Source organism: Pediococcus inopinatus, from assembly GCF_002982135.1.
GTDB classification, from domain to species: domain Bacteria; phylum Bacillota; class Bacilli; order Lactobacillales; family Lactobacillaceae; genus Pediococcus; species Pediococcus inopinatus.
Window position 1 is genome coordinate 64,558 of sequence record NZ_CP019982.1, and the last position, 24,797, is coordinate 89,354.

At 40.0% G+C, this 24,797-nt stretch carries 25 protein-coding genes and 2 pseudogenes; 15 read left to right on the forward strand and 12 right to left on the reverse strand.

From position 1 onward, the window contains the following. The first annotated feature begins 6 nt into the window (after positions 1-6). The 4 genes from PI20285_RS10900 (at position 7) to PI20285_RS10915 (ending at position 4,362) form a co-directional block, all read left to right on the forward strand. Positions 7-1,182 (forward strand): mandelate racemase/muconate lactonizing enzyme family protein, encoded by a 1,176-nt coding sequence (locus PI20285_RS10900; RefSeq protein WP_057775316.1) that lies wholly within the window; start codon positions 7-9, stop codon positions 1,180-1,182. Between the two features lie 24 nt (positions 1,183-1,206). After that, the gene (locus tag PI20285_RS10905; RefSeq protein ID WP_057002564.1) at positions 1,207-1,701 is read left to right on the forward strand and encodes a C39 family peptidase; all 495 of its coding nucleotides are present in this window, start codon (positions 1,207-1,209) and stop codon (positions 1,699-1,701) included. Between the two features lie 511 nt (positions 1,702-2,212). Further along, positions 2,213-2,797: a recombinase family protein gene (locus PI20285_RS10910; protein ID WP_057775315.1), complete on the forward strand. Its 585-nt coding sequence runs from the start codon at positions 2,213-2,215 to the stop codon at positions 2,795-2,797. Positions 2,798-3,156: 359 nt separating this feature from the next. Further along, a complete protein-coding gene (locus PI20285_RS10915; protein ID WP_057775313.1) occupies positions 3,157-4,362 on the forward strand; it encodes an NAD(P)/FAD-dependent oxidoreductase in 1,206 nt (401 codons plus the stop codon). 159 nt (positions 4,363-4,521) lie between these two features. On the opposite strand, the gene PI20285_RS10920 is transcribed toward PI20285_RS10915, so the two are convergent. Beyond that, positions 4,522-4,677: an IS3 family transposase gene (locus PI20285_RS10920; RefSeq protein ID WP_342353097.1), complete on the reverse strand. Its 156-nt coding sequence runs from the start codon at positions 4,675-4,677 to the stop codon at positions 4,522-4,524. Between the two features lie 27 nt (positions 4,678-4,704). Between PI20285_RS10920 and PI20285_RS11925 the strand changes: the two genes are divergently transcribed. Together PI20285_RS11925 and PI20285_RS11930 are read left to right on the forward strand one after the other, a co-directional pair. Next, the gene (locus PI20285_RS11925) at positions 4,705-4,956 is read left to right on the forward strand and encodes an IS3 family transposase (RefSeq protein ID WP_002816285.1); all 252 of its coding nucleotides are present in this window, start codon (positions 4,705-4,707) and stop codon (positions 4,954-4,956) included. A 53-nt stretch (positions 4,957-5,009) separates the two neighbouring features. Continuing rightward, entirely contained in the window at positions 5,010-5,549 is a 540-nt protein-coding gene (locus PI20285_RS11930; RefSeq protein ID WP_234005755.1) for an IS3 family transposase, read from the forward strand. Here PI20285_RS11930 and PI20285_RS10930 read toward each other — a convergent pair. The 3 genes from PI20285_RS10930 to PI20285_RS10940 all read right to left on the reverse strand — a co-directional run bounded on the left by PI20285_RS10930 (position 5,539) and on the right by PI20285_RS10940 (position 8,116). Continuing rightward, the gene (locus PI20285_RS10930; protein WP_105782279.1) at positions 5,539-6,810 is read right to left on the reverse strand and encodes an ISL3 family transposase; all 1,272 of its coding nucleotides are present in this window, start codon (positions 6,808-6,810) and stop codon (positions 5,539-5,541) included. The two genes, PI20285_RS11930 and PI20285_RS10930, sit on opposite strands and share 11 nt — an antisense overlap. A 192-nt stretch (positions 6,811-7,002) precedes the next feature. Further along, positions 7,003-7,683, reverse strand: coding sequence for a YjjG family noncanonical pyrimidine nucleotidase (locus PI20285_RS10935; protein ID WP_056986587.1), 681 nt, complete (start codon positions 7,681-7,683; stop codon positions 7,003-7,005). A 4-nt stretch (positions 7,684-7,687) separates the two neighbouring features. Then, entirely contained in the window at positions 7,688-8,116 is a 429-nt protein-coding gene (locus PI20285_RS10940; protein WP_057775533.1) for a MarR family winged helix-turn-helix transcriptional regulator, read from the reverse strand. Between the two features lie 312 nt (positions 8,117-8,428). Between PI20285_RS10940 and alsS the strand changes: the two genes are divergently transcribed. Both alsS and budA read left to right on the forward strand, forming a co-directional pair. Continuing rightward, positions 8,429-10,105, forward strand: a complete 1,677-nt coding sequence (gene alsS / locus PI20285_RS10945; RefSeq protein WP_057775536.1) for an acetolactate synthase AlsS — start codon at positions 8,429-8,431, stop codon at positions 10,103-10,105. Positions 10,106-10,124: 19 nt separating this feature from the next. Further along, on the forward strand, positions 10,125-10,835 hold the full coding sequence (gene budA / locus PI20285_RS10950) for an acetolactate decarboxylase (RefSeq protein ID WP_056986590.1): 711 nt from the start codon (positions 10,125-10,127) through the stop codon (positions 10,833-10,835). 99 nt (positions 10,836-10,934) lie between these two features. Here the strand turns inward: budA and PI20285_RS10955 are convergent, their stop codons facing one another. Together PI20285_RS10955 and PI20285_RS10960 are read right to left on the reverse strand one after the other, a co-directional pair. Next, positions 10,935-12,206: an ISL3 family transposase gene (locus tag PI20285_RS10955; RefSeq protein ID WP_105782279.1), complete on the reverse strand. Its 1,272-nt coding sequence runs from the start codon at positions 12,204-12,206 to the stop codon at positions 10,935-10,937. A gap of 507 nt (positions 12,207-12,713) precedes the next feature. After that, positions 12,714-13,601, reverse strand: a complete 888-nt coding sequence (locus tag PI20285_RS10960; RefSeq protein WP_057775579.1) for a LysR substrate-binding domain-containing protein — start codon at positions 13,599-13,601, stop codon at positions 12,714-12,716. 154 nt (positions 13,602-13,755) lie between these two features. Between PI20285_RS10960 and PI20285_RS10965 the strand changes: the two genes are divergently transcribed. Then, complete coding sequence (locus PI20285_RS10965; protein WP_420892118.1) at positions 13,756-14,739, forward strand: YeiH family protein; 984 nt, start codon at positions 13,756-13,758, stop codon at positions 14,737-14,739. A gap of 69 nt (positions 14,740-14,808) precedes the next feature. Here PI20285_RS10965 and PI20285_RS10970 read toward each other — a convergent pair. The 3 genes and pseudogenes from PI20285_RS10970 to PI20285_RS10980 all read right to left on the reverse strand — a co-directional run. Then, positions 14,809-15,264, reverse strand: a pseudogene (locus tag PI20285_RS10970) (ISL3 family transposase); the annotation flags it as partial. A gap of 7 nt (positions 15,265-15,271) precedes the next feature. Continuing rightward, positions 15,272-16,059 (reverse strand): IS5 family transposase gene (locus PI20285_RS10975; RefSeq protein ID WP_105782271.1). Its coding sequence is split into 2 segments (ribosomal slippage): positions 15,272-15,801 and positions 15,801-16,059, totalling 789 coding nucleotides; the frame shifts between segments, so codons are not numbered across the junction. 126 nt (positions 16,060-16,185) lie between these two features. Next, entirely contained in the window at positions 16,186-16,437 is a 252-nt protein-coding gene (locus tag PI20285_RS10980; protein WP_225363919.1) for a hypothetical protein, read from the reverse strand. A 190-nt stretch (positions 16,438-16,627) separates the two neighbouring features. Here PI20285_RS10980 and PI20285_RS10985 point away from each other — a divergent pair. Together PI20285_RS10985 and PI20285_RS10990 are read left to right on the forward strand one after the other, a co-directional pair. After that, positions 16,628-17,062: pseudogene (locus PI20285_RS10985) on the forward strand (IS6 family transposase); the annotation flags it as partial. An 84-nt stretch (positions 17,063-17,146) separates the two neighbouring features. Then, the gene (locus tag PI20285_RS10990; RefSeq protein ID WP_042749386.1) at positions 17,147-18,511 is read left to right on the forward strand and encodes an NAD(P)/FAD-dependent oxidoreductase; all 1,365 of its coding nucleotides are present in this window, start codon (positions 17,147-17,149) and stop codon (positions 18,509-18,511) included. 230 nt (positions 18,512-18,741) lie between these two features. On the opposite strand, the gene PI20285_RS11000 is transcribed toward PI20285_RS10990, so the two are convergent. The 3 genes from PI20285_RS11000 to PI20285_RS11010 form a co-directional block, all read right to left on the reverse strand. Beyond that, a complete protein-coding gene (locus PI20285_RS11000; protein WP_105782272.1) occupies positions 18,742-19,980 on the reverse strand; it encodes an ISL3-like element IS1165 family transposase in 1,239 nt (412 codons plus the stop codon). Positions 19,981-20,266: 286 nt separating this feature from the next. After that, complete coding sequence (locus PI20285_RS11005; RefSeq protein ID WP_003649837.1) at positions 20,267-20,482, reverse strand: hypothetical protein; 216 nt, start codon at positions 20,480-20,482, stop codon at positions 20,267-20,269. A 6-nt stretch (positions 20,483-20,488) separates the two neighbouring features. Continuing rightward, positions 20,489-21,274, reverse strand: coding sequence for a ParA family protein (locus PI20285_RS11010; protein WP_017866972.1), 786 nt, complete (start codon positions 21,272-21,274; stop codon positions 20,489-20,491). A 578-nt stretch (positions 21,275-21,852) separates the two neighbouring features. On the opposite strand from PI20285_RS11010, the gene PI20285_RS11015 reads away from it, so the two are divergent. From PI20285_RS11015 to PI20285_RS11035, 4 genes are all read left to right on the forward strand, one after another. After that, on the forward strand, positions 21,853-22,962 hold the full coding sequence (locus tag PI20285_RS11015) for a replication initiator protein A (protein WP_057775414.1): 1,110 nt from the start codon (positions 21,853-21,855) through the stop codon (positions 22,960-22,962). A 403-nt stretch (positions 22,963-23,365) separates the two neighbouring features. Beyond that, positions 23,366-23,647 carry a type II toxin-antitoxin system RelB/DinJ family antitoxin gene (locus PI20285_RS11025; RefSeq protein WP_010014831.1) on the forward strand — a complete coding sequence of 94 codons (282 nt, stop codon included), beginning with the start codon at positions 23,366-23,368 and terminating at the stop codon, positions 23,645-23,647. A 46-nt stretch (positions 23,648-23,693) separates the two neighbouring features. Further along, the gene (locus tag PI20285_RS11030) at positions 23,694-23,879 is read left to right on the forward strand and encodes a hypothetical protein (protein ID WP_056986640.1); all 186 of its coding nucleotides are present in this window, start codon (positions 23,694-23,696) and stop codon (positions 23,877-23,879) included. Continuing rightward, positions 23,876-24,556 carry an ATPase gene (locus PI20285_RS11035; protein ID WP_010012556.1) on the forward strand — a complete coding sequence of 227 codons (681 nt, stop codon included), beginning with the start codon at positions 23,876-23,878 and terminating at the stop codon, positions 24,554-24,556. Before PI20285_RS11030 ends, PI20285_RS11035 begins: the two co-directional genes overlap by 4 nt. The last annotated feature ends 241 nt before the right edge of the window (positions 24,557-24,797 follow it).

Genomic DNA, 24,797 nt, shown 5'->3' on the forward strand with positions numbered 1-24,797 from the left:
AACATCATGAAAATTACAAGTATTGATATCTTTCAATTGAGATGGTTTGGTTTAATGCCGGCTTGGCATCCGATTGTGATCCGAGTTAATACCGATAAAGGAATCCAAGGTTTTGGTGAATCCGGTCTGGCTTATGGTCGTATCAATGAAGGAATGGTTGGCACCCTTAGTGATCTTTCAAAGGTCATTATTGATCGCGATCCACTTCAAAGTGAAAAAATTTGGGCTGACTTTTATCAAACTACCTTTTGGGCAAAGGGCGGCGATGTTGTCTTCTACGCCGCAGTTAGTGCCATTGATACCGCACTTTGGGACATTAAGGGGAAACTTCTTAACGTCCCGGTTTATCAATTATTAGGCGGCAAAACTCGTGACAAAATTTCAGCGTATGCCAGTCAAATCCAATTCGATTGGGACACCAAAGTCCGCTTTTTGAAAACGCCGGCAGAATATGCGCAAGTCGCAAAGAAAGTTGTCAATCAAGGTTATACCACTATTAAAATTGATCCGTTTATGATCCAAGGGTCAGGAAAAATTGCTCGCGCTACTCATGGTCTGCTAACCAACTCCATGATAAATGATTACTACAGTCGTTTAAAAGCAATTCGGCATGCTGTTGGACCGGATATTAACATCATTTTAGAGTGTCACGCCAACTTAACGGCTAATTCAGCGATTCAGTTTATCAAAAAATGTCACGACTTAAATCTCTACTATATTGAAGAACCGTGTTCGCCCATGAATCCTGATATAATGAACGATATCAAGGATACAACTGGTGCGGCACTGGCAAGTGGTGAACGAATTGCCACTCGGTTTCATTTTTCGTCGTTTATTCACAGTCGTTCCTTAAATGTTATTCAGCCTGATATCGGAATCTGTGGTGGCATCACTGAGGCAAGGAAAATCAGTGATATGGCTGATACAAATGATATTGATGTTCAATTTCATGTTTGTGGCAGCCCAATTGCAACGGCTGTTGCGCTTCAGCTTGAAGCTGTTATTCCCAATAGTTTAATTCATGAATATCATGAAATTTCATTAAAACCGCAAAATATTGCAAGTGGTCTATATGACTACCATCCAATTGACGGGTACTTCAAGATTCCGGATAAGCCCGGAATTGGACAGGCTTTAAGCGATGACGCAATGACTAGTGCCGTCAAAACTACTATCGATTAATAAAATGCAAGGAGCTACAATTATATGTCTTCATACAAACTATCAATCCCCGTTATTGCTCAGCGCCCAGAACTCCCAACCGGCTGCGAGATTACTGCCACCACAATGATGCTTCAATATGCAGGTGCCGTTGTTGACAAAGTTCAGCTGGCACATGAAATGCCCTATCATCCGACTGACCCCAATCAGGGATTTGTTGGTAATCCATTCACTGATGATGGTGATAGTATTTACCCATCTGCACTCACAGATTTAGTGACAACCTATGCAGGAAACGCTGTCAATTTGAGCGGTCAACCATTGGCCAATCTAAAACAGTATTTAAGTGCAACAGGTCACCCCATTGTCATATGGGTTGGTGAATTTGACGGATTTCACACCCATGCCCTATTAATGACGGGGTTTAACAACTCAACAATTTATTTTAACGATTGTTGGACGAAAAAACAGGGCTCATTGCCTGAAGATGCGTTCTATAAAATCTGGCACAACAAACAACAAATGGCTTTAAGCTATTAAAAACAAGGAGTTGGGGCAAAATGATTTTGCCTCAACTCCTTGTTTTATTAATAACCAATCATAATTAATGGTTATATCTTTATCCAATTAATAATATGTTGCAACCTGATACATTTTTTTCACAAAATCTTTTGGTGTTAAACCAAGTGGCTCTTAATTCCGATGAAGTCCAAAAGCGGACTCAAACTAGAATAAACATATTAAGACTTCTTTCTGATTCCATTGATCCACAACCAAAACCAATGGCCTTTGTTATACCACATTGCAAAAAAGCTTCAATAAGGTCCGAGCTGGAAAGCGTGGGGATAACGGAAAGCTTCATTTATCCAGATCCATCACATATTGCACATGAAATTTCAAAGACTTATTAGATTTGAATCGACACAGCATAATCCATTAAATCAATTGAGCTTTTTGGCCATTAGGGCATACCCTAGTGGCCTTTTTTATTTCTGTGCTATACTAGGAATTACAAGTGTTCATTAGAACTGTCCAAAAGGAAGTGCTGACAATGGCTAAAATTGGTTATGCGCGCGTGAGTTCCAGAGAGCAACATTTAGATCGACAGCTAGCGGCCTTAAAAGGCGTTGATAAATTATTTACGGATAAATTAAGTGGAGCTAACACTAATCGGCCAGAACTGCAAAAAATGCTGGCCTATATTCGTGAGGGTGATATTGTAATGGTCACTGAATTAGATCGCTTAGGCAGAAACAACCATGATTTGACTAAGATCATGAACTCCATTCAAAATAAGGGTGCCACCCTAGATGTGTTGAATTTACCGTCCATGACAGGGATTGCTGACCCAAATTTACGTCAACTGATGACCAACTTGATTATTGAACTCTATAAGTATCAGGCCGAAAGTGAACGTAAGCGAATCATTGAGCGCCAGCAGCAAGGGATTGCCTTAGCTAAGCAGCAGGATAAATATCATGGGCGCAAACCCCAATACACCCAAGACGATCCCCGCTTGCAACATGCTTTTAAGCTTTATCGAGCTGGCATAAGTGACATTGATGTTGCCCGTAATACAGGGATTAAACGGACGACCTTTATCAGATATCGAAAGAAATTCAATATACAAAGATGATGTTTACATGAGAGAATCATAGCAGAGCGGACCACTTGAAACTTCTAACTCCACTAAAATCCGAGAAATGACCAAGAAAAATGACAACTCTTCGAATATTGTTACTTCAAATTAAAATCAAAAATGATTACCTTAAAAATTGAGGTTTTTTAATTAAAATAATATTATTTTATGCTGTGTTATCCGCAATTCTAAATCTGGATCATAGTGATATTTGATAGCTTTGTAGCAGTATGTAAATAAAATTATTATTCTGATAAAAGCAAGCAACGATTGACAATTCTGATCGTTATTTTTCGAATCATGGCGTTTTTATATTACAATGATCCTAGAAAAAGTAAAGTTATGGAGGCGATTAGATGAGTGATTTGGATCAGACAAACAGCTATCGATACGTCATTGTTGGTGGCGGAGTGGTTGCTGGCTATGCCATCAAGGGAATTCGACAGGAAGATTCAGAGGGTGAGATCTTAATTATTTCGCAAGAGGCGGATGTCCCATATGAACGACCGGCACTGAGTAAAAAACTATGGCTAGATGATGAATTTACTGAAGAGAACATTCAGATTGGTGCTGAAAATTATCCCAATGTGACTTTTAAGTTCAAGACAACGGTTACGGCTATTAATCGGCAAGATAAGGTCATTACATTGGCCGATAGTGAGCAAATCAAGTATGAACAGCTATTGCTAGCAACTGGCGGAGAACCTAGACAAATCCAGGGACCTTCTGATCCACATGTGCTAGTCTTTAGACAGTGGTCAGATTATCGCAAGTTACGTAAATTTAGTGGTCCGAACAAGCGAGTTGTGATCATTGGTGGTGGATATGTTGGTACAGAGCTCGCATCGTCACTGACCCAAAATGAGACTGAAGTTACAATGATTTTTCCAGAAAAAGCGCTGGGTGAGGGTAAATTTCCTGAGTCTATTCGGACTGAGTATGAAGCCACGTTCAAACGCAATGGTGTCACACTGATGAGTGGTCAGTTTGTCCAATCATATCAACGCCAAGGTGACCACTTGACTCTATTGACAAAGGATGGTACGGTGATCGCAGCCGATACGATCATTGTTGGGTTAGGCGTTACGCCGCGGATTAGTTTAGCTGAAGACAGTTGTTTGGATTTAGCTGATGGTGGTGTGAAAGTTAATGAGTATCTCAATACTAGTGACCCAGCCATCTGGTCTGCTGGAGATATTGCCTCTTATCCAGATCACATCTTGGGTCGGCAACGGATTGAGCACGTGGACCATGCCCGAATTTCTGGTGAATTAGTTGGCCGTAATATGGCAGGTGCTCACATGAGCTATCAGCATACCCCATACTTCTATTCCATGATTTTTGATATTTCCTGGCAAGCAATCGGTAATATTGATCCTAAATTGCAATTGATTTTTGATCGGCGAACGCATGGATCGCTTGTCTATTTCATAGATACCGATAAGTTAGTTGGTGTTTTAGTTTGGAATGTTAAGGTGAATCTTGATGATGTTCGCGCATTGCTTGCGAACGCTCCAGCTACAGATGATCTGGTGGGCTCCATTCGAGAGAAGAAGGCTTAGTATCTGGATGAGATATCGGTGAATCATTGCGTCATCACGAATGTACTTTAGAACAAAATGGCCATCATTAACGATGGCTCAGTAGCAAATAAAAACTAGCCTTGAGTCATTTTAAAGTGCATGAAGTGCAACACAAAAGTTAGACAAAAGTAAATATTATTATGCCGCTAAGGTATGTTCTCGATATTCACACGGGGACATACCCTTTGTTTTTGATGAGATTCGTCGGTAATTGAACCAATTAACATATTCTAAAGAAACTGGATGTAAGCTGATTCCTGAGACAACTTTTAAGAGAGGGTATAATGAATAAATCGTCTCTCAAAAGGAAGGAATTTTTACATGCCAACTCGTTACGACAAAGAATTCAAACAAAACATTATCAACCTATATAAGCAAGGCGAATCAGCTGCCCAACTGGCCAGAGAATATGGCATTGGCTATTCAACCGTTCATAAGTGGATCCAGGGCCAGGCCAAAACTCAATCCGGTAAATCGCCAGACGAAATCAAAGCGATGGAAAAGCGACTGGCTTCGCTGTCTGAGGAGAACGAAATCCTAAAAAAAGCCCTGGGCTTCCTTGCGCAGAAGTAACCAATATCTTTGATTACATTCACCAAGAAAGCCATCACCACCAGGTAACCAAGATGTGCCGAATCCTCGGTGTTTCCAGAGCTCAGTATTATCGTTATCGATCCCCCAAACCTTCAAAACGCCGGGCCGAAGATGCGGACTTGAAACAACGGATTCTGCGGATCTTTGCGGAATTTAAGCAGCGATACGGTGTTATGAAGATCCACCATGAATTGAATCTGGAACTTCAACCACTGCAGCTTCGGTGCAGTCCACGACGGATTTCCCGGCTCATGAAGGAACTGGATATCCACTCCGTTACCGTCAATAAGTGGAAAGCGGCTTCGGCTTCCAAAACCAAGGTTGAACAGCGTCCCAACTTGCTTAAGCAGGATTTCTCGACCACTGGTTTAAATCAAAAATGGACCGCTGATATGACCTATATTCAAACGAAGCGTAATGGCTGGTGTTACTTATCAACCATCATGGACCTGCACTCACGACGGATTATCGGCTATTCGTTCTCAAAAAAGATGGCTACTGATTTAGTCTTAAAGGGCTCTTCGTCAACTGTTGTTGGTGAATCCATATTTCGAGTTCTAATCACTTCGTGATTAGGGCTCTTTTTGTTTTGATTTTGAAAACGTATAGTACTCGAGTTCTAAACCTCCAGAAGCTGCGATAGCCAAAACTGGCTCGTTTGATCGCCTTGATTTTATTATTAGAACCTTCCAAAGGACCATTTGAATAGTGTGTGGTAAAGGTGTTACGAATCTCATCATGATGGCTTTCAAGTGTTTTAATCGTGTTCTTCATTTCTTCAGAATACGTTTTGTTATTCCAAAATGCCGCATTGTAGTTATGCCAATCTTGATGTTGGACAGCTGACCGGACGCTGTTTAAGACTTGATAAGTTTGTTCTAGTTCTGAATCCAACGATAACAGCTGATGGACAACGTCGGTGGCAGCTATCCAGTAAGGAAAATTAGTCCACTTTTTGAATTGTTCAAAGTTAAGCTGTTCAGTTGGTACTAACAACAGCTTCCAGTAGCGCTTAAGGGCGTGAAATTCGCGAGAAGACGGGGTAAACTTCTTCATCACCTTGATTCTGGTTTTGTTAAACGCCCGATTTAGGGCGTTGATAATATGAAACTTGTCCATGACCACCATGGCATTGGGGAACACGGTCTGCACAAGCTTGGGGTAGGTATAATTCATATCAGTCACAATAATTTTGACGTTTTCTCGGGCAGCTTGATCGAAGCGGTAAAAATACTTCTCTAGTTTATTGATGGTTCGATAAGGGAGTAAGTCGATTAATTCATGGGTTTCGCCATTCATGAACTCAAAGCTCATGGCACCAGTAGCGCTCTTGGTACTCTTCACCTCATCCATTAAGATGATCTCTGGTAAATAGTGCCAATTGGTTTGAAAGTCTCGTTCAGCGCGCATTAACTGGCGGCCCACAAATGAATCTGATGCCGATACTTCATTGGCAATGTGCTTCAAAGAGACCGGTTCACCGAGCTTCTCTAGGCATTCTTTGCGGCTGGTGTTTGAAATTGTACAGTGTTTCGGAACTGCCACTGTTTGTGCAAGAAAGTTGCCGTGACATTCTTTACAGTGGAAATAGCGGCGCTTTAAGGCTAAGATGACGGTGTTGCTCAGAACCTTCGAGAATCTGATAGTGGTATTGCGCCAGCCGTAGTTAATAATCTTTTGATCATTGATAATCCCGCACTTGGGACAAGCCTTCGGCGTGTAATCCAAGTGGCCAGTTAAGCGAATAACCCCGTCTTCTCCAGTTTCACCGTCAGTAATTTTTAGGTTCTCGTCAGCTATTCCTAATAATAATTTTGTAGTATCATGACACATAGGGCATTTCCTTCTTTCTGAAAAATCTTCGTGGTGGTTGACTTGGATGAACGGACAGGAAATGTCCGCTTTTTTATTCTAGCCATAAATAAAAAATCTGTCATCAGTAATAGATGAAAATCTATTACCAACAACAGATATTGTAGAACCGGATAAGAAGACTTTTTACTTTCATGGAAATAAGAATAATGATTAGACGATATTTTCTAATTCCATTAATTCAGCAATTTCATAAGTAGGTTTTGTTGAAGTCGAATTTTGCTGATGAGCTGGATTGAACCACACTGAATCAAGGCCATAATTGGCGGCACCAAGAATGTCTGAGGTTAATGAATCACCGACAACTAATGATTGCTGCTTATCAAAATGATCAATACTTTCAGCTACGTAGTCAAAGAATTGAGGTTCGGGTTTAGGATGGCCAACTGTTTCTGAGACAAACATTTTTGTGATATATTTTGCCATTCCAGATTCACGAAGTCGGCGTTTTTGAGTCGCTGCGATTCCGTTGGTTACAATATAGAGTTGATGGTGATGACTCAAATCGTTTAGCAATTGGACAGCGTTTGGGATTGGATCATGACCTGCCGATAAAAATTGGCGATATTGTTTCTCATAGGCCACGCCATCAACATCCAAACCGTATTGGCTGAAGAATATTTGGAATCGGGTATTCAGTAATGTCTCTCGTGAAATCTCGCCACGCTCTAAACGGCGCCAAAGCCCTTCGTTCATTTGATGATAGTTTTGATAGGCTTTGGAAGTTAGTGGTCGATTGATTTGGTTAAACAGTTTTTGAATGGCCTGATGTTCTGATGCCTGAAAGTTAAGCAGGGTATCGTCAACATCGAATAAAAGGGTCGGATAGTTCACAAAATCACTCCTTGGCGTCACTAGTAATGACTTTGACTACTTTTTCGATGGCTGCAACTAAAGGACTATCTGGTGAAATGCCGGTTTCAGAGAAGCGGGACTGCCACCATTCTTTACGAATATCATTGATAATGGGAATAATTTTCTTACCGGTACCGGTTAAATTTAAATTAATTGCCTTACCGGTGCCGGAGGTCTTGGTGAGGTAGTCTAATTGCTCCATCTTTTTTATTTCTCGGGTTGCCAGACCCTTATCAATAACCAGCGATTTAGCAACCTGATTTTGGTTAATGTCTGGATGATCGCGGACAGTTAACAAAATACAGGCAGCAGTTGGATTTAGATGATGTTTTTTGAATTGTTTCCCAGTATCTTTGTAGTATTGACGATGTAAAATCGAAATATCTTGTGCCAGGTAACCGATATCTTTCAATGTAAAAATCCTTTCAAATTAGTGTTTAAAAATAAGGGAATAAAATCGATCATTATTGACACTTTGTAAGCTGTGTAAATTTCTTTCAAAGTGGGAATCTGTCGAAACTTCAGTTAATTTAAACAATTCTAGAATAATATATCAGCATGGTTAGCGCTTTTATTGCGATACCACCGCTGCATTTGTTGAAAATTATTTATTACTTACTTGATAAAGTCTACTGTTTTTTTGTTGACAATTCAACATAACGTGTCTATTATTTTGGTAAAGATTAAGTTGAATTGTCAACATAGAAAAGATGAGGTGCTTGATATGAGTAATGAAAAACGTGGATCCCAAGCTTTAATTCAAACGATGATTAACCAGGGTGTTAAATATGTTTTTGGTATTCCGGGTGCTAAGGTTGACCAATTATTTGAGGATTTAACATATAGTGATGATCCCAGAACACCCAAGCTAATTGTGGCGCGTCATGAACAAAATGCCGCCTTTATTGCGGCGGGAATTGGGCGATTGACTGGTAAACCGGGAGTGGTTGCCACCACATCGGGACCAGGTGTTTCCAACCTTGTAACTGGTTTAATTACGGCTACCACTGAGGCTGATCCCGTAGTCGCTTTGGGGGGGCAAGTGCCTCGTGACGATCTTGCACGATTAACTCATCAAAGTATTTCTAGTAAGGAACTAATGGCTAACGCAACTAAGAGCAGTGTTGAAGTTCAGGATGCAAATAATTTATCAGAAGCATTTGCCAATGCTTATCAATCAGCCATTTCACCCAAAGCAGGGGCTGCCTTTATCTCATTACCAGCTGATGTATTGAGCGATAAGGTAAATCGACCTGAGGTAAAGCCGTTGACGAAACATGAAAATGGTCGGGCTGCAGATGCAACTCTTGATCAAATTATCGAGTTGTTGAAACACGCGAAGTTACCGGTTATCTTGGCCGGCATGCGGGCTTCAACGCCGGAAAACACGGCTGCAATTCGCAGTTTACTTAAGAAGTTTCCGTTACCGGTTGTTGAAACTTATCAGGGTGCGGGGATTATCTCTCATGAGCTTGAAGATGATTTCTTTGGCCGGGTGGGCCTCTTTAGAAACCAAATTGGTGATACACTTCTCAAACGAAGCGATTTAGTTGTTTCGATTGGTTACGATCCGGTTGAGTATGAAGCCCGTAATTGGAATGTTGATCGAACTGGTAAAGTGGTTAATATTGACGATGTTGCACCCGAAATTAGTAAAGATTATCAACCGGATGTGATTGTGGTTGCAGATATTGCGGGTAGCCTGGATGCTTTGGCTGATCGCTTACCTGGCGAATTCAAATTATCAGCAGATACTTCCAAAACGTTGGATAATTTACGACAGGAATTTGATTCTGAAAACAAAGTACCAACCGATGTCAAACCGGGAACGGTTCATCCATTGGCAATCGTCCGGGCACTTCAGGAACGGGTTGACGATGATACGACTGTTACGGTTGATGTTGGTAGTCATTATATTTGGATGGCAAGGCATTTCCGGATTTATAAACCACGTCATTTGCTATTCAGCAACGGAATGCAAACCTTAGGTGTTTCTTTACCATGGGCGATTGCAGCAGCATTGGTTCGGCCCGGCAAGCCTGTCGTTTCCGTTTCCGGTGATGGGGGTTTCCTGTTTTCGGGTCAGGAATTGGAAACCGCAGTGCGTCTTAATCTAAATATTGTGCAGTTGATCTGGAACGACGGTTACTACGACATGGTTAAATTTCAAGAAATTGCCAAGTACGGGAAACCAGCCGGTGTTCAATTTGGTCCGGTTGACTACGTTAAATACGCCGAAAGTTTTGGTGCTCGTGGCTTGCGGGTAACCAGTCCGGATGATCTTGGTACAACCTTGGATCAAGCATTTAAGACAAAGGGTCCGGTAATTGTTGACATTCCAGTCGATTATAGTGATAACATTAAGTTAAAGTCAGCTTTATTGAAAGATATTTTAAACTAAACGATAAGGAAGTCTTACGATGGCAAAACACGCAACTTTATATCAACATGGCACGCTGGCCTTACTAGTACCAGGCTTGTTAACCGGGACGATTACGATGGCCGATTTACTGAAACACGGTGATACGGGAATTGGAACCGGTGATGGTCTCGACGGTGAGCTTATTATTTTGGATGGTAAGCCGTATCAAGTCGATCATAGCGGCAAGGTGAATGTTGTCCCGAAGTCGTTTACGCTGCCATTTGCTAATAGTCATTTTGCAAGATATGCGCCACTTGCCGAATTAGAAAATGTTGATCAGGATGAATTGGATAAGCAAATGCTCTCGTTAAGTCGAGCGGCCAATACCTTCTTTTCTGTTGAAGTGAAGGGGACGTTCGCTAATATCAAAACACGGGCAGTCGAAAAGTCGACGCCGCCTTACGATACATTGGCTAAAACTGCGGAGAATCAAAGCATTTTTACTCGCGATCAAATTGACGGCACACTATTAGGCTACTACTCGCCACAACTGTTCGATGGTGCGGCTGTTGCCGGTTTTCATGAACACTTCTTATCAGACGACCATTCTTTCGGTGGTCATGTCTTGGGCTTTCATTTAGTCAAGGGTGAAGTCACCTACCAGCTATTTGATACGCTTGAACAACATTTACCAGTCAATAACAAAGCCTATATGGCCCATGATTTTTCGAAAGATGATATTCTTGGAAGCATTCATAAAGCTGAGTAACAATAGCTAAGCAGTTTTAAACTAAAGGGGGCTGGGACAAAAGTAATTTTGTCGGCTCTTCGTCAACTGTTGTTGGTGAATCCATATTTCGAGTTCTAATCACTTCGTGATTAGGGCTCTTTTTGTTTTGATTTTGAAAACGTATAGTACTCGAGTTCTAAACCTCCAGAAGCTGCGATAGCCAAAACTGGCTCGTTTGATCGCCTTGATTTTATTATTAGAACCTTCCAAAGGACCATTTGAATAGTGTGTGGTAAAGGTGTTACGAATCTCATCATGATGGCTTTCAAGTGTTTTAATCGTGTTCTTCATTTCTTCAGAATACGTTTTGTTATTCCAAAATGCCGCATTGTAGTTATGCCAATCTTGATGTTGGACAGCTGACCGGACGCTGTTTAAGACTTGATAAGTTTGTTCTAGTTCTGAATCCAACGATAACAGCTGATGGACAACGTCGGTGGCAGCTATCCAGTAAGGAAAATTAGTCCACTTTTTGAATTGTTCAAAGTTAAGCTGTTCAGTTGGTACTAACAACAGCTTCCAGTAGCGCTTAAGGGCGTGAAATTCGCGAGAAGACGGGGTAAACTTCTTCATCACCTTGATTCTGGTTTTGTTAAACGCCCGATTTAGGGCGTTGATAATATGAAACTTGTCCATGACCACCATGGCATTGGGGAACACGGTCTGCACAAGCTTGGGGTAGGTATAATTCATATCAGTCACAATAATTTTGACGTTTTCTCGGGCAGCTTGATCGAAGCGGTAAAAATACTTCTCTAGTTTATTGATGGTTCGATAAGGGAGTAAGTCGATTAATTCATGGGTTTCGCCATTCATGAACTCAAAGCTCATGGCACCAGTAGCGCTCTTGGTACTCTTCACCTCATCCATTAAGATGATCTCTGGTAAATAGTGCCAATTGGTTTGAAAGTCTCGTTCAGCGCGCATTAACTGGCGGCCCACAAATGAATCTGATGCCGATACTTCATTGGCAATGTGCTTCAAAGAGACCGGTTCACCGAGCTTCTCTAGGCATTCTTTGCGGCTGGTGTTTGAAATTGTACAGTGTTTCGGAACTGCCACTGTTTGTGCAAGAAAGTTGCCGTGACATTCTTTACAGTGGAAATAGCGGCGCTTTAAGGCTAAGATGACGGTGTTGCTCAGAACCTTCGAGAATCTGATAGTGGTATTGCGCCAGCCGTAGTTAATAATCTTTTGATCATTGATAATCCCGCACTTGGGACAAGCCTTCGGCGTGTAATCCAAGTGGCCAGTTAAGCGAATAACCCCGTCTTCTCCAGTTTCACCGTCAGTAATTTTTAGGTTCTCGTCAGCTATTCCTAATAATAATTTTGTAGTATCATGACACATAGGGCATTTCCTTCTTTCTGAAAAATCTTCGTGGTGGTTGACTTGGATGAACGGACAGGAAATGTCCGCTTTTTTATTCTAGCCATAAATAAAAAATCTGTCATCAGTAATAGATGAAAATCTATTACCAACAACAGATATTGTAGAACCACATATTTGTAGGGGATTTGTAACTTCTAAGCAAAAACAGTTGAGGAATTATTAGTAGCATTGCAAAGCAACAGACATCGTAAGCTATTAGAAGACGGCTTGATAAGTTACAGGAGTGAAATAATGCTATGTCCGTGCTCTTTAAATGAATTTAGAAATATCTAAAGCGATGAGCGATTATGGAATAAAATTATTGGCGGAAGAAACCAAAAAATGCAAGAATTGATGTACTTGGCTAACATTAGATGTAAAAAATCAATATAGCTTCTTGAAAGTAGCTATAATTCTTAACGATGTTCGGGTTCTTTGGAAATCTTATTCTCTTTTTGTAGAGGTCTCGAAATCATAGCTGCTAGTTTATTGCAGCTGCTGTTTAAGTTCTGTAAACCATTTAAAATATTGTTGCGCAAAATAATTTTCTTTGGCATAAATAAAATATAGATCATGGGCAATTGTCCCGCGTTCAAGCGGTAGTTGTTTAATTGTCCCAGCTGCTAACTCTTTTTTGATTAATAAGCGATAAAGAAAGCTAATTCCTGATCCGGCACAGACCAATTGGCGAATTAAGGTTGGTTCAGAAATGGTAATTAACTGCTTAAAGTCATTTAAACTGATGTTTTCTTTTTGTGCCAAAGCAGTTAACAAGGTTCGTGATCCAGATCCGGGTTCGCGAATTAGCAGCGGGTAGGACGCTAATTCATTCCAACTAACAATTTTCTTTTTTGCTAAGGGATGAGTTGGGCTGCAAATGGGAATGAATTCTTCTTGGCTGAGGATATGGTATGAAAATTTAGCTTTATTAAAATTGCCTTCAATAATGCCAAAGTCCATTTTTCCAAGTTCGATTTGTTGTAAAATGTGTTGTGTATTTTCAGCTAAACAACTAATTTTTTGCAAATCATTTTTGAGTTGCAAAAATTCAATCAACTGACTACCAAAAACTTCACCTAATGAACGAGTGATTCCGAATTGAATCTCGTGTTTTTGGTGATCATCTTGTAAAATTTCCATTAACTGTGTTGTTTGCGAACGTATTCGGGTAAGAAAAACTGCTAATTCTTCGCCAGCAGGTGTAAGTTTCAGATAAGGCCGCTGATAATTAACTAATTTTATTTCTAATTGGTTTTCAAGCCGTTGAATTTGTTGGGTGACAGCTGGTTGAGAAATGAAAAGCTTAGCCGCTGTTTTAGTGTAAGAAAGGGTTTCACTTAAAATTAAAAAAGTTTGATATTCAGCAGTTATCATTGCAAGCTCCCATAAGTATTCATTATATTACTATAGCAAATAATAATTTTATTTTATGACTGATAGTTAGTATTATTAAAACATTACTTGGGAGGGAATGCTAGTGGAATTTTCAATAGTTTTAAAAACAAAGAGTTTTTGGTTAGCAACTGCGATGACACTGATTTGTGCTGTAATTGGTAGTTTGTTAGCACAATTGCCATATTTTTCGTTATTTGGAGCTTTAATTATTGCTTTGATTTTAGGGATGATATTTCAAACAGCAGGAACTTTAAAGAGTCAGGCTGGAATTGGAATTGGCTTTATTTCAAATAAATTTTTGCGTTTAGGAATTATTTTATTAGGATTTAAGCTAAATTTAATTCAATTGGCACAAGCGGGAATTAAAACGATTCTGTTAGCGGTGGTCGTGGTTAGTGGAACGATTTGTTTGACTTATTTTATAGAAAGAAAGTTTGGAGTCGAACCAGAATTAGCTATTCTGGCAGCCAGTGGAACTGGAATTTGTGGGGCAGCAGCAGTAATGGGAATTTCCCCGCAGATAAAAGTGCCGGCAAAACAAGCTGAACGTCAACGGGAGAATGAAGTTTTAGCCGTGGCAATTGTTGCAATTATGGGAACAATTTTTACTTTTATCGACCTAGGCTTAAAACCTTTGTTAGGGTTAAATGCCACTCAGTTTGGCGTTTTTGTCGGCGGATCATTGCATGAAATAGCTCATGCCGTTGCTGCTGGCAGTGCTGCTGGTTCAATCGGTTTAGACAATGCAATTATTACTAAGTTATCTCGTGTTTTAATGTTGGCCCCGGCAACGTTAGCCATTGGTTTCTGGTATCAAAAACACAGTCAAAAGACACAACCAGTTAGTGATAAAAAAGCTAAATTACCGATTCCTTGGTTTATGGGTGGCTTTATTTTAGCAAGTGTTTTAGGAACCTTTTTGCCATTTAGTACAGTAGCTTTAACAGCCTTGGTTAAAGTAGCTTATGTTTTTTTGGGGATGGCAATGGCAGCCTTAGGTATGAGTGTTAATTTTAGAGTTATTTTAAAAAGAGGGTTGCCGGCATTTGCTGCAGCTTTCATTTCATCAGTAATTTTGGCAATTGGAGTTTTAATTGCTAGCAAAATTTGGTTTTAAAAAAAGGCTCAGCAAGATTTTCTGGCTCTTCGTCAACTGTTGTTGGTGAATCCATATTTCGAGTTCTAATCACTTCGTGATTAGGGCTCTTTTTGTTTTGATTTTGAAAACGTATAGTACTCGAGTTCTAAACCTCCAGAAGCTGCGATAGCCAAAACTGGCTCGTTTGATCGCCTTGATTTTATTATTAGAACCTTCCAAAGGACCATTTGAATAGTGTGTGGTAAAGGTGTTACGAATCTCATCATGATGGCTTTCAAGTGTTTTAATCGTGTTCTTCATTTCTTCAGAATACGTTTTGTTATTCCAAAATGCCGCATTGTAGTTATGCCAATCTTGATGTTGGACAGCTGTCCGGACGCTGTTTAAGACTTGATAAGTTTGTTCTAGTTCTGAATCCAACGATAACAGCTGATGGACAACATCGGTGGCAGCCATCCAGTAAGGAAAATTAGTCCACTTTTTGAATTGTTCAAAGTTAAGCTGTTCAGTTGGTACTAACAACAGCTTCCAGTAGCGCTTAAGAAGCTGTCTAAAATCTCTTAAGTAATAGTGCTAAAAATGCTAAAACGACCATTTGCAGACTGGTGGTTAATTGACGCTCACAATTTTTCCAAAGTCGCCGACAATTCTCTAGCCAACTAAAAGATCGTTCGACTACCCAACGTTGGGGCATGACTTCGAATCGATGCAACTCATTGCGCTTCGCAACCTGCACGGTTGCGTTTAAATTACTGGCTACATCGAGCTGAAAATTAACGCCTGAATAACCACCATCAACTAAGACATTTTGAACCTGGCGTAAATGCATGGCATGTAAAGCGATCATTGCACTGGCCCCGTCTCGATCAGAGACGTTCGCTCGCGTCATGTGAATGGCCTGCGGAAAGCCATTGATATCAACTGCCAGATGGCGCTTAATCCCTGAGATTTTCTTACCAGCGTCGTAACCTTTGTTTTCAGCAGTAGCGGTGTTTTTGACGCTCTGAGCGTCAACGATAATAAAGGAAGTTAAAGCTGAACGTCCTTGGTAAGTTCGCCGAGCAATGACAATTTTTTTAAAACTTGTTCCAATAAAGAATCAGCCGTAGGCTCAGCTTTAGTTGACCAAATTTTGTAATAGTTGTAAACTGACCGCCATTCTGGGAAATCACCGGGGACTTGACGCCATTGGCAACCGATTTTCAAGACATATAGGACCGCACAGAAGACCTCGTAGAGGTCATATTTTCGAGGCTTAGTTCGCTTACGAAAATTTTCTAAAGCTGGTCGAATTAATTCAAATTGTTGCCGAGTAATATTGCTGGGATAATTTTTCATAGCTTAAACTCGCTTTTTACATAGAAGTATATCAAAAACCATAGATCTTGGACAGCTTCTTAAACCCAAAGTGGAATATATGCCCGAGGAGTGACAAGAGATCTGGTATGACAAACGTTGCAATGGCTACCAATGCAGCTGTGTGAAACACGAAAAAGATTGCATATGCTCCCAAAGCAACGAGAATAACGGCCAATACCGTTTCCCCTGTGCAATAGATTGCGGTCCGAAAAGCCATTTACAAAAATCAGCAAGCGGATGTTGGAAGAACCAAACAAACGGTGATAATACGATTGAAATAAGCTGATCCAGCGCGACTAGGACTTGATCTATAAATTGATCAAGCTGCCAATTCATCATTTTAAATGTCTCACTCATGTCCTTACCTCTATTCTCATTTTTCACGCACTTCACGTTTCCCATCGGGTCACCTATATGTTACTAATGTTTGTTGAACTTACAGGTGGTAACAATAGGGTACATCATTAGTTTTACTGGTTCTGGTGCAAATTTTCCTTGCTGACTTGATTTTAGTATACTGGGTGCCAAGAAACGAGGGATTGCGCGCATGAATCACTTTAAGGGACGCCACTTTCAAAAGGACATCATCTTAGTAGCCGTTGGCTACTATTTCAGATTCAGTTTCAGCTATCGTGACATCGTTGAATTGCTTCGGGATCGGGGTATCACTGTTCATCACACCACGGTCATGCGTTGGGTTCATCACTATGGCCCCATCTTTAAGGCTCTATGGCGTCGGCATCAAACAGCTCACGCTAAAAGTTGGCGAATCGATGAGACCTATATTCGAGTTAAAGGCCGTTGGGCCTATTTGTATCGCGCTATTGACAGTAACGGTTTGACCATGGATTTTGAGTTACGAAAACACCGCGATTATACCGCATCCTATCACTTTTTGAAGCGTCTCTTGACGACCAATGGTCGGCCTGATCGATTAGTCACTGATCAATATCGGGCAACACTGAAAGCAGTGAAGCAAATTTATTGAGCAAAATATGATAGACATTAAGTAATAAGTGTTACCCTTGAAAATGTAATGAAGAAACTATTGTGTTAGGAGGATTTTATGGATAAACGTAAAATTGTAATTGTTGGTGCTTCACATGGTGGTCATGAATCAGCAATTGAGCTGTTGGATAAATATAATGATGTAGATGTAACTGTTTATGAAGCTGGCGACTTTATTTCATTTATGTCCTGTGGTATGCAATTATACTTAGAAAATAAAGTTACGGCTGAAGATGACGTCAGAAACTTTGCTCCTGAAGATGTTGAAAAGAAGGGCGGTCATGTTTATGCCAACCATGAAGTAACCGCGATTCATCCTGAACATAAGACAGTAACAGTTAAGGATTTAACCAATAATTCTGAAGAAGAAGTTCAATATGATAAGTTAATTCTTTCATCAGGTGTAACGCCAAAGGTTTTACCAGTACCTGGCAATGATCTTAAGAATATCTATTTAATGCGTGGACGTGATTGGGCTTCTAAGTTAATGAGTGCTGTTAACAATCCAGCAATTAAGAATGTTGCTATTGTTGGTGCTGGTTATATTGGTACTGAAGCTAGTGAAGTATTTGCTAAAGCTGGCAAGCATGTAACTTTAATGGACATGATTGATCGTCCATTAGGAACTTACTTGAACCCTGAATTGCTTGATGTTTTGGAACCTACCTTTAAGAAGAATATGGACTTGAAGATGGGCGTTAAAATTGAAGGCTTCAACGGTAATGAAAAAGTTGAAAGCGTCAAGACCGATCAAGGCGATATACCAGCTGACTTGGTTGTTGTTTCAGCAGGGGTAACTCCTAATACTGATTGGATAAAGGGCACAGTTGATTTAGATCAAAGAGGCTGGATTAAGACTGATCCATACTTGAGAACGAATGTTAAAGACGTTTACGCTATTGGAGATGCAATTTTGCCACTTTCTATTCCAGCAGGTAAGCCAATGCCAATTGCTTTAGCTACTACTGCTAGAAGAGAAGCACAATATGTGGTTGATCATATCTTTGAAGATAAGCCAGATCGCGCTTTCAAGGGTGTTATCGGTGCTTCAGCTCTTAGCGTCTTTGACTATCACTTCGCTACTGCGGGATTAAATAAGTTTTCAGCTGCTAAGAATAAGCTTGATTATCAAACTAGCTTCTATGAAGATCATATGCGTCCAGCTTATGTCCCAGAAGCAGATAATCCTAAGGTATATGTCAGCTTAACCTTTAATCCATATACTCACCAAATCTTAGGCGGTGCTGTCCTTTCTAAGTATGATATTACTGCTCAAGGCAATGTTTTAGCTTTGGCAATTAGTCATAAGATGCGCTTGGAAGACTTGGCTGAACAAGACTTCTTCTTCCAACCAGGATTTGACCGTCAATGGAGTTTGCTTAACCTAGCTGCTCAACATGCATTAGGTATGGCAAGATTCTAATTTAATCGTTAATAAAAATAAATTATAAAGATAAAAACTAGTCATGTTTTTAACGGCTCTTTGTCAAATGGTGTTGAAGGATAGTTTCTATCCTTTGGAGATCTCCTCGTGTGGGAGATCTTTTTTGTTTTTTTATTAGTTGCGGCGTTTAATCTGGTGTGTCGTCTGAATATCGTACTTGAAGGCATAACAAATAAGCCTACCATCGTGACGTTATTGTGGTAGATAATCTAGGCAATCAGCTGGTAGACGCGTGTGAACATATTGGCCTGATTGGAGAAGCCATAACAAGCACGTTTGAGCTCCTTGATCTTACGGTTGATGCCTTCTATCGGTCCGTTAGAGTAGGACGATTTGGCGGCATTAATTACTCCATTAAGATTCTTTCGTAGGGTATGCATGGCCGTATCTAGGGGCGTGCCGTTAGGCTGATAGTTAGTGATGATATTCTTGAGTTCATCAGCGTGACGCCCCATCAAAGCATCGTGGAGATCGATGTAGGTTTCATAAGCTGTTTTGAAGGCCGGAAACGTATCGGTTCCAATATCAATAGCGTTCTGTTCGGTCGAGTACTCATTCAGGCCGAAGAGGTAGCGGCTCTTTTGTGCGTCAGGGGTGGCCTTGTGGAATAGGCGCCATAGTGATTTCAGTACTTTATATTCCCGCGAATGCTTGTCGAGTTGCTTTAAACATTGAGTGCGAATGGTATCCATCGTCCGGCCCATTAATTGAATAATGTGGAACCGATCAATAATGAGTTCGGCGTTAGGGAATAGTTCGTGCACGAATGCCTGATAGGAGGCGTTCATGTCCATGATGACGCGTTGAACCGCGGCCCGTTCTGCGGTGCTGTACTGACTAAGAAAGAACTGTTTGATGGTTCTATTAAGGCGGTCGCTAAGTACTTTAACTGATTTGTGAGTGTCGGCGTCAATGCAAATAAACGACATGGAGCCGTGCGTGGAACGGAATTCATCAAAGCATAGATTAATCGGTAACCGGCGGCTCGCGTGTGGATGAATATTAGCCGTCAAAATACGCTGAACTGAGTTTGTCGAAATACCGGTGAGACTGGCGATAGTCTTAGCCGGGAGTGATTTACTGGCTAGCTTCAGCACATGAGTCGCTAGTCCGTGACCGATGGCGTGGTTGGTTGATACCACTGGAGTGGTGGCCGTACAAGTGCTATGGCAGTTACTACAACGCCAGCGTTGCTTGTTTAGCTCTAGAATTACGGGCCGGTCCATGGGTCCTGAAATGTGGACATGAGTGAGCTTGTGTCCGTTAGGGTGCAACGTATTGTATCCACAGCTGGGACAGCGCCTGAGTGTGTAGGTAAGCTCTGCCTGGATGACCAAATACTTTTTGTGACCCGAGCCCCGACCATTAAATTCCTCACGAGTACCGAACACCTGAATGTTTGTGTCTGTAATTCCCAGTAATTTAAGTGTATTATCTAGTTGAGACATCTATTCCTACCCCGCTTATCTTGAGTTTCGTCGCTTAAAGCATAGCACTAGGGAGGCTTAGATGCTTTTTTTGTTATCAAAAAGGGCCTAGTACTTTTGGAATGGAAATACTTTCCAACACCAAAAATTCTAGACCCCTAAATTTGCGATCTACCACGTATGTTTAAATCAAATTTATTTTAAATATACCTTGTACAGTGAAGTTTACTGATTGTGTGATTTATGATAAAAGATTAATCTTTTATCATAAATCACACAATCAGTAATACATAAGTTAAGCTCAATCTTATTTACGTTTGGCAAGGCCTTCACGAATAATTTTTTCTAAGACATCAACAATTTTTTCGTCATTCTCAAAAGCGATGCGTTTAACTTCTTTATATGTGCTCATGCGAAGTTGAACGGTTTTAGTTCTTTCTGTTTCGAATTGGTATGGACTTTTTAGATTTTTAAGTTGTTCAGATGCCTTTTTACTAACTTTGTTTAAAAAATCTTCTGCCATGATAAATTACTCCTCTAACTGTTGAATTCTAAGTATTTGTTCATTAAGAACCATTTGGTACATTTGGATTGCTCTTTTATCCCAATGGTCTTTATTCCGTATTCCTTCATTAGCAAACGTTTTAACCCGTTCTTGAGTTCTAATTGAGTTTGAAAAGACCCCTTCGCCAAAAAAGTCTTTTGCTTGTGCAGAAATTTCAGTATCAACTTTTGCACGTGGCTTCATTAAGTACAATATGGCACCAACTAACTGAAAACTTCCATTGTATTGTTCACGTAGTTCACCTAAATGCGTAGCTGTTTTTAAAGAACTTGTATATGACTGCTTTTGAGTTTGTAAGACAATTGAGATGAAATCTGAAGCCATGATTGCGTTATTAGTAAAGACATTTATTGTTGGTGGTACGTCAATAAAAATATAATCGTAATTTTGTTTTAACTTTGAAAGCATTTGTGGTAATAGAATATTACGTTTAACCCGACTAACTTTTTCTACAGCACCAATCCATAAAGACAATGTCCAATCTGTAGGAATCATATCAATTTGGTTTGTAACAGACACAATAGATTTAGACAAATTCCCTCCAAGAAGGCCCTCATATAATGAAAGTTCCGGCTTTAAATCGGCTTTATAAGTCTCCTTCATAATTTCAGTTGCATTTCCCTGGGGATCGAAATCTATAAGTAGTACTTTTTTCCCCTCTTGACCCAATAAATAGGTTTCCATTACAGTCAAGGTGGTCTTACCAACGCCACCTTTAAAGTTGAAGTTTAATAGTGTTTTCCCATTCATAGTAGCACCTACCTTTACATAAACATTTTACCATGATTTATGATTAATCACAAATTTTATATGATTTATGATTAATCATAAATCATATCCATAAAACTATTTACTTAACCTTTGCAGAATGATATGCTTTTTTCATAAACAAAAAATCCCAATCCACTCGGGATTGGGATTTTTGCAGTATTGACAAGTAGCTATCTTGCAACTACCTAGTCCAAGCAATTTTCACCGCCAAGTTAAAATTGCTTGAAAAAATTGTAATCTTGTTTACGTGCTAATTATACCGCAAGCAAACCTTAAGGGCAAGCAAAGGTAAACTAATTAAAACGAAGATAAGACCAATGGACTAAGTAGCTTGTAATAACTACTTAGTCCATTTTTAGTTCTTAAAAATTAAAAAAGTTGCCGACTGGGCAACTCACAAACAGACACATGCTGGTGAAACTACAAAGCCGATCACGACCAATGTTCGCTTTGTAATTCAGTTAGAGCATATCAGATTTGTATTTTAAAGCAAATCAAATGTTTTAGCAACTCTCTTTTGAGACAGCGTGTGTCAGTCAAGAAAGGGAGTTTTTATTATGACAAAATCAACAGATTTCAATTACTATGACGCCAATAGCGTATATGGATCCTTGTTTTTCCAGTTCCCTAAGGTATTAATGTATGGCGAGCAATACAAACATTTAAGTGATGCCGCTAAGCTAGCTTACATGGTACTAAAAGACCGGCTAGAGTATTCTTTACGCAATCACTGGATTGATGAGGAAGGGCACGTCTACTTTATTTTTACCAATCAAGAACTTAAAGATTTATTCGACTGCTCAAATGATAAGTTAGCAGCCGTGAAAAAAGACTTGGAACGTGCAGGACTACTTTATCAAAAAGCCATGCATTTCAATCCCAAAACTGGCAAAAACGAACCCAATCGACTTTACCTGGCCGAACTAGATATGCAGTCAACTGACGTCTATTTACGCGGTGAATATGCTCAAAAAGAGCCGCAAACCCTTGCTACGAGCGAAAATCCGAAAATTGGACGTTCGCGGGAGACCGTTGGAACCCTTGCTACGAGCGAAAATCCGAAAATCGGACATTCGCGAAAGTTCGTTGACAACACTCCGCAAACCCTTGCTACGAGCGAAAATCCGAAAATCGGACACGATCTAGATAAAGAACTTAAAGAAAGAGATACTAATAGATACAATATAGATACTCAAAAGTTGGACTTTTCCACAGCCCATTTTTCACCAGCAGAAATTCAAAAGCAAAACCAGGATTTGGTGAACCATGCTAATGACTTCTTAACTGATGAAGACAGTGGCTTACCGGTTTTCTTAGAACCCGAAGCTGTGCAACTACTTAGTTTTTGGTGCCGTACCCCGCAACAAATGCGGCGCTTCATTGGCATTATCTTAAATGCTAAGTACCGAGTTGAGAAAGATCACAAAGATATTGGTGTCATAATCCTACTTGGTGATGAGGAACTGAGACCTTTAATGACTAAAGCCTTAAGACGCTACTTTAACGCCCTAAGAAGCAATGAAAAGCATATCAAGAACGTGGAAAACTACTTGTACGGCACCATGCAAAACCTATTTGGCGTTTGGTGGAATAAACAAGCGGCTAGAGAATATGCGGCCAAACACCCCGAAGAACAGAACACTGACAATGAGCGTTCTTGGAATTAAACGCCATATAAGCTCATTTAAGCCGTTTTAAGTGTTACATGCATAATTATATTAAAATCGCTTTAAAATCGCTTAGAAGCAAAAATAGACACCTTGAGTGGCTGAATTGGCGCTTGGTGGAATAAACAAGCGGCTAGAGAATATGCGGCCAAACACCCTAACGATGAGCGTGCTTAAAACTAAAAAGCTATATAAGGCCATTTAAGCTGTTTTAAACAGATAGAGCATAATTATATTAAACGAGTTTTAAAATGCGCTTACGGGCACTTTAGGAACGTTGTATAAGTGCCATTGCGGAAAGGACAGCAAACTTAAATTCACAACTTTTAAAGAAGCAGGCTAATTGAGATGGTACTCAAAGATTAGTATAATGTGAGTAGTAATAAAGGTGGGCGAGAAAATCATGGCAGTTAAGGAAAAGAAACGCGTACAAGTCCAGATTGACAAAGAATTGGCAGATAATACCGAAGCCGTTTTAAGCCAGTTAGGTCTAAACCCAACTACCGCGATCAATATGTTTTATAAGCGGATCGTAGCTGACGCAGCATTACCGTTTAAACCAGCCCTGAGCGAAGCCGAAAGAGCTAATTTAAGCCTTTTAAAGGCTACTAAAGAGACACCAGTAACAGAGTTCAAAGACGCTAAAGAAGTCGCTGATTGGCTCAATGATCCAGATGAGGACTAATGGCTTATCAGATTAAATAAATTAATAACTGGGAAGTGTGATGAACATGAAAGATACAATCACAATTAATGACTTTTTTGAAATTGCCAAAGAAACTGATTTAAAAGATTTACTTGATAAGTCATTACATGAGCCAGATCCAGAAAAGCGCAAAGTATATGACGCTTTATATACCTACTTTTTAGATAAAAGGCAAGATGAGGTTATTAAGCGAAGGGACTTTGTCCGTTGATAGATAAACCCCAATATATAATTGTTGCTGGTATTAACGGAGCAGGAAAAAGTACGCTATACGATACATTTCCCATCTTGTTTGACAAAACAAAACGGATTAACGCTGATGAACTTTTAAGACAAATGGGTGGCGATTGGCATAAAGATAGTGACAACTTAAAAGCCATGAAAGAAGAAATCAAACAACTACACTATGCTTTAGATCACCAGCAAAGTATTCACGTAGAAACAACACTGGCAGGTAGAGGCAAAGCTCAACTCAATTTGATTGACAAAGCTCACAAAAATGGGTTTGAAGTGACTTTATTATATGTTGCTTTGCGAGATGAAAATTTAGCTATCCAAAGGGTCAACGAACGGGTACAAAAAGGTGGCCACGGTGTTCCAGTAGCAACGATCAAGAAACGTTATCAGCAATCCAAACATAATTTGCCATTAGTGGCCTTTAAATCTGATAAGGTCATGATCTATGATAATAGCGAAAAGTTTACCTCTGTTTATGCAAGAGAGAAGGGACAAGTTTTTAAGAACGATTTGAGGCATTTTCCTTGGATAAACCAAAATATTACTTATCCAGAAAAGGTGCAAAAGCAGTTACAAAATTTTGCAGATCAAAACCCAGAAGTAAAGCCTAAAAATGATCCAGAAAATAAAAACGATCGGCCTAGTTATTAGGTTGATCGTTTTTTAATTTATCCGGTTTATGGGCGTTAACATAGTCAGCAAATATTTTTAAAAGTTCTTCGGTTTGTTCGACCGAGAGGTTATCAGCTTGAAAGTATTTTTCGAGCAAAGCCCCTTTTTGAATTAATCGGCGAGAACGGGATTTGCGGGCTTGCCGATTTTCATAGTATTTAGATTGCCGTAATTTAAAATCTTCCCGCTCAATTTTTGTTTTAAACGCGCTTGCTGCTCG

Excerpts from the sequence above, each read along its gene's own strand:
- PI20285_RS10905 (WP_057002564.1), top strand. The coding sequence starts at position 1,207 with ATGTCTTCATACAAACTATCAATCCCCGTTATTGCTCAGCGCCCAGAA.
- PI20285_RS11015 (WP_057775414.1), top strand. The coding sequence starts at position 21,853 with ATGACAAAATCAACAGATTTCAATTACTATGACGCCAATAGCGTATAT.
- budA (WP_056986590.1), top strand. The coding sequence starts at position 10,125 with ATGGCAAAACACGCAACTTTATATCAACATGGCACGCTGGCCTTACTA.
- PI20285_RS10955 (WP_105782279.1), bottom strand. The coding sequence starts at position 12,206 with ATGTGTCATGATACTACAAAATTATTATTAGGAATAGCTGACGAGAAC.
- PI20285_RS10910 (WP_057775315.1), top strand. The coding sequence starts at position 2,213 with ATGGCTAAAATTGGTTATGCGCGCGTGAGTTCCAGAGAGCAACATTTA.
- PI20285_RS10915 (WP_057775313.1), top strand. The coding sequence starts at position 3,157 with ATGAGTGATTTGGATCAGACAAACAGCTATCGATACGTCATTGTTGGT.
- PI20285_RS11005 (WP_003649837.1), bottom strand. The coding sequence starts at position 20,482 with ATGGCAGAAGATTTTTTAAACAAAGTTAGTAAAAAGGCATCTGAACAA.
- PI20285_RS10960 (WP_057775579.1), bottom strand. The coding sequence starts at position 13,601 with ATGATAACTGCTGAATATCAAACTTTTTTAATTTTAAGTGAAACCCTT.
- PI20285_RS11000 (WP_105782272.1), bottom strand. The coding sequence starts at position 19,980 with ATGTCTCAACTAGATAATACACTTAAATTACTGGGAATTACAGACACA.
- PI20285_RS11010 (WP_017866972.1), bottom strand. The coding sequence starts at position 21,274 with ATGAATGGGAAAACACTATTAAACTTCAACTTTAAAGGTGGCGTTGGT.
- PI20285_RS11025 (WP_010014831.1), top strand. The coding sequence starts at position 23,366 with ATGGCAGTTAAGGAAAAGAAACGCGTACAAGTCCAGATTGACAAAGAA.
- alsS (WP_057775536.1), top strand. The coding sequence starts at position 8,429 with ATGAGTAATGAAAAACGTGGATCCCAAGCTTTAATTCAAACGATGATT.
- PI20285_RS10930 (WP_105782279.1), bottom strand. The coding sequence starts at position 6,810 with ATGTGTCATGATACTACAAAATTATTATTAGGAATAGCTGACGAGAAC.
- PI20285_RS10980 (WP_225363919.1), bottom strand. The coding sequence starts at position 16,437 with ATGAGTGAGACATTTAAAATGATGAATTGGCAGCTTGATCAATTTATA.
- PI20285_RS10965 (WP_420892118.1), top strand. The coding sequence starts at position 13,756 with ATGACACTGATTTGTGCTGTAATTGGTAGTTTGTTAGCACAATTGCCA.
- PI20285_RS11930 (WP_234005755.1), top strand. The coding sequence starts at position 5,010 with ATGTGCCGAATCCTCGGTGTTTCCAGAGCTCAGTATTATCGTTATCGA.
- PI20285_RS11030 (WP_056986640.1), top strand. The coding sequence starts at position 23,694 with ATGAAAGATACAATCACAATTAATGACTTTTTTGAAATTGCCAAAGAA.
- PI20285_RS11925 (WP_002816285.1), top strand. The coding sequence starts at position 4,705 with ATGCCAACTCGTTACGACAAAGAATTCAAACAAAACATTATCAACCTA.
- PI20285_RS10990 (WP_042749386.1), top strand. The coding sequence starts at position 17,147 with ATGGATAAACGTAAAATTGTAATTGTTGGTGCTTCACATGGTGGTCAT.
- PI20285_RS10900 (WP_057775316.1), top strand. The coding sequence starts at position 7 with ATGAAAATTACAAGTATTGATATCTTTCAATTGAGATGGTTTGGTTTA.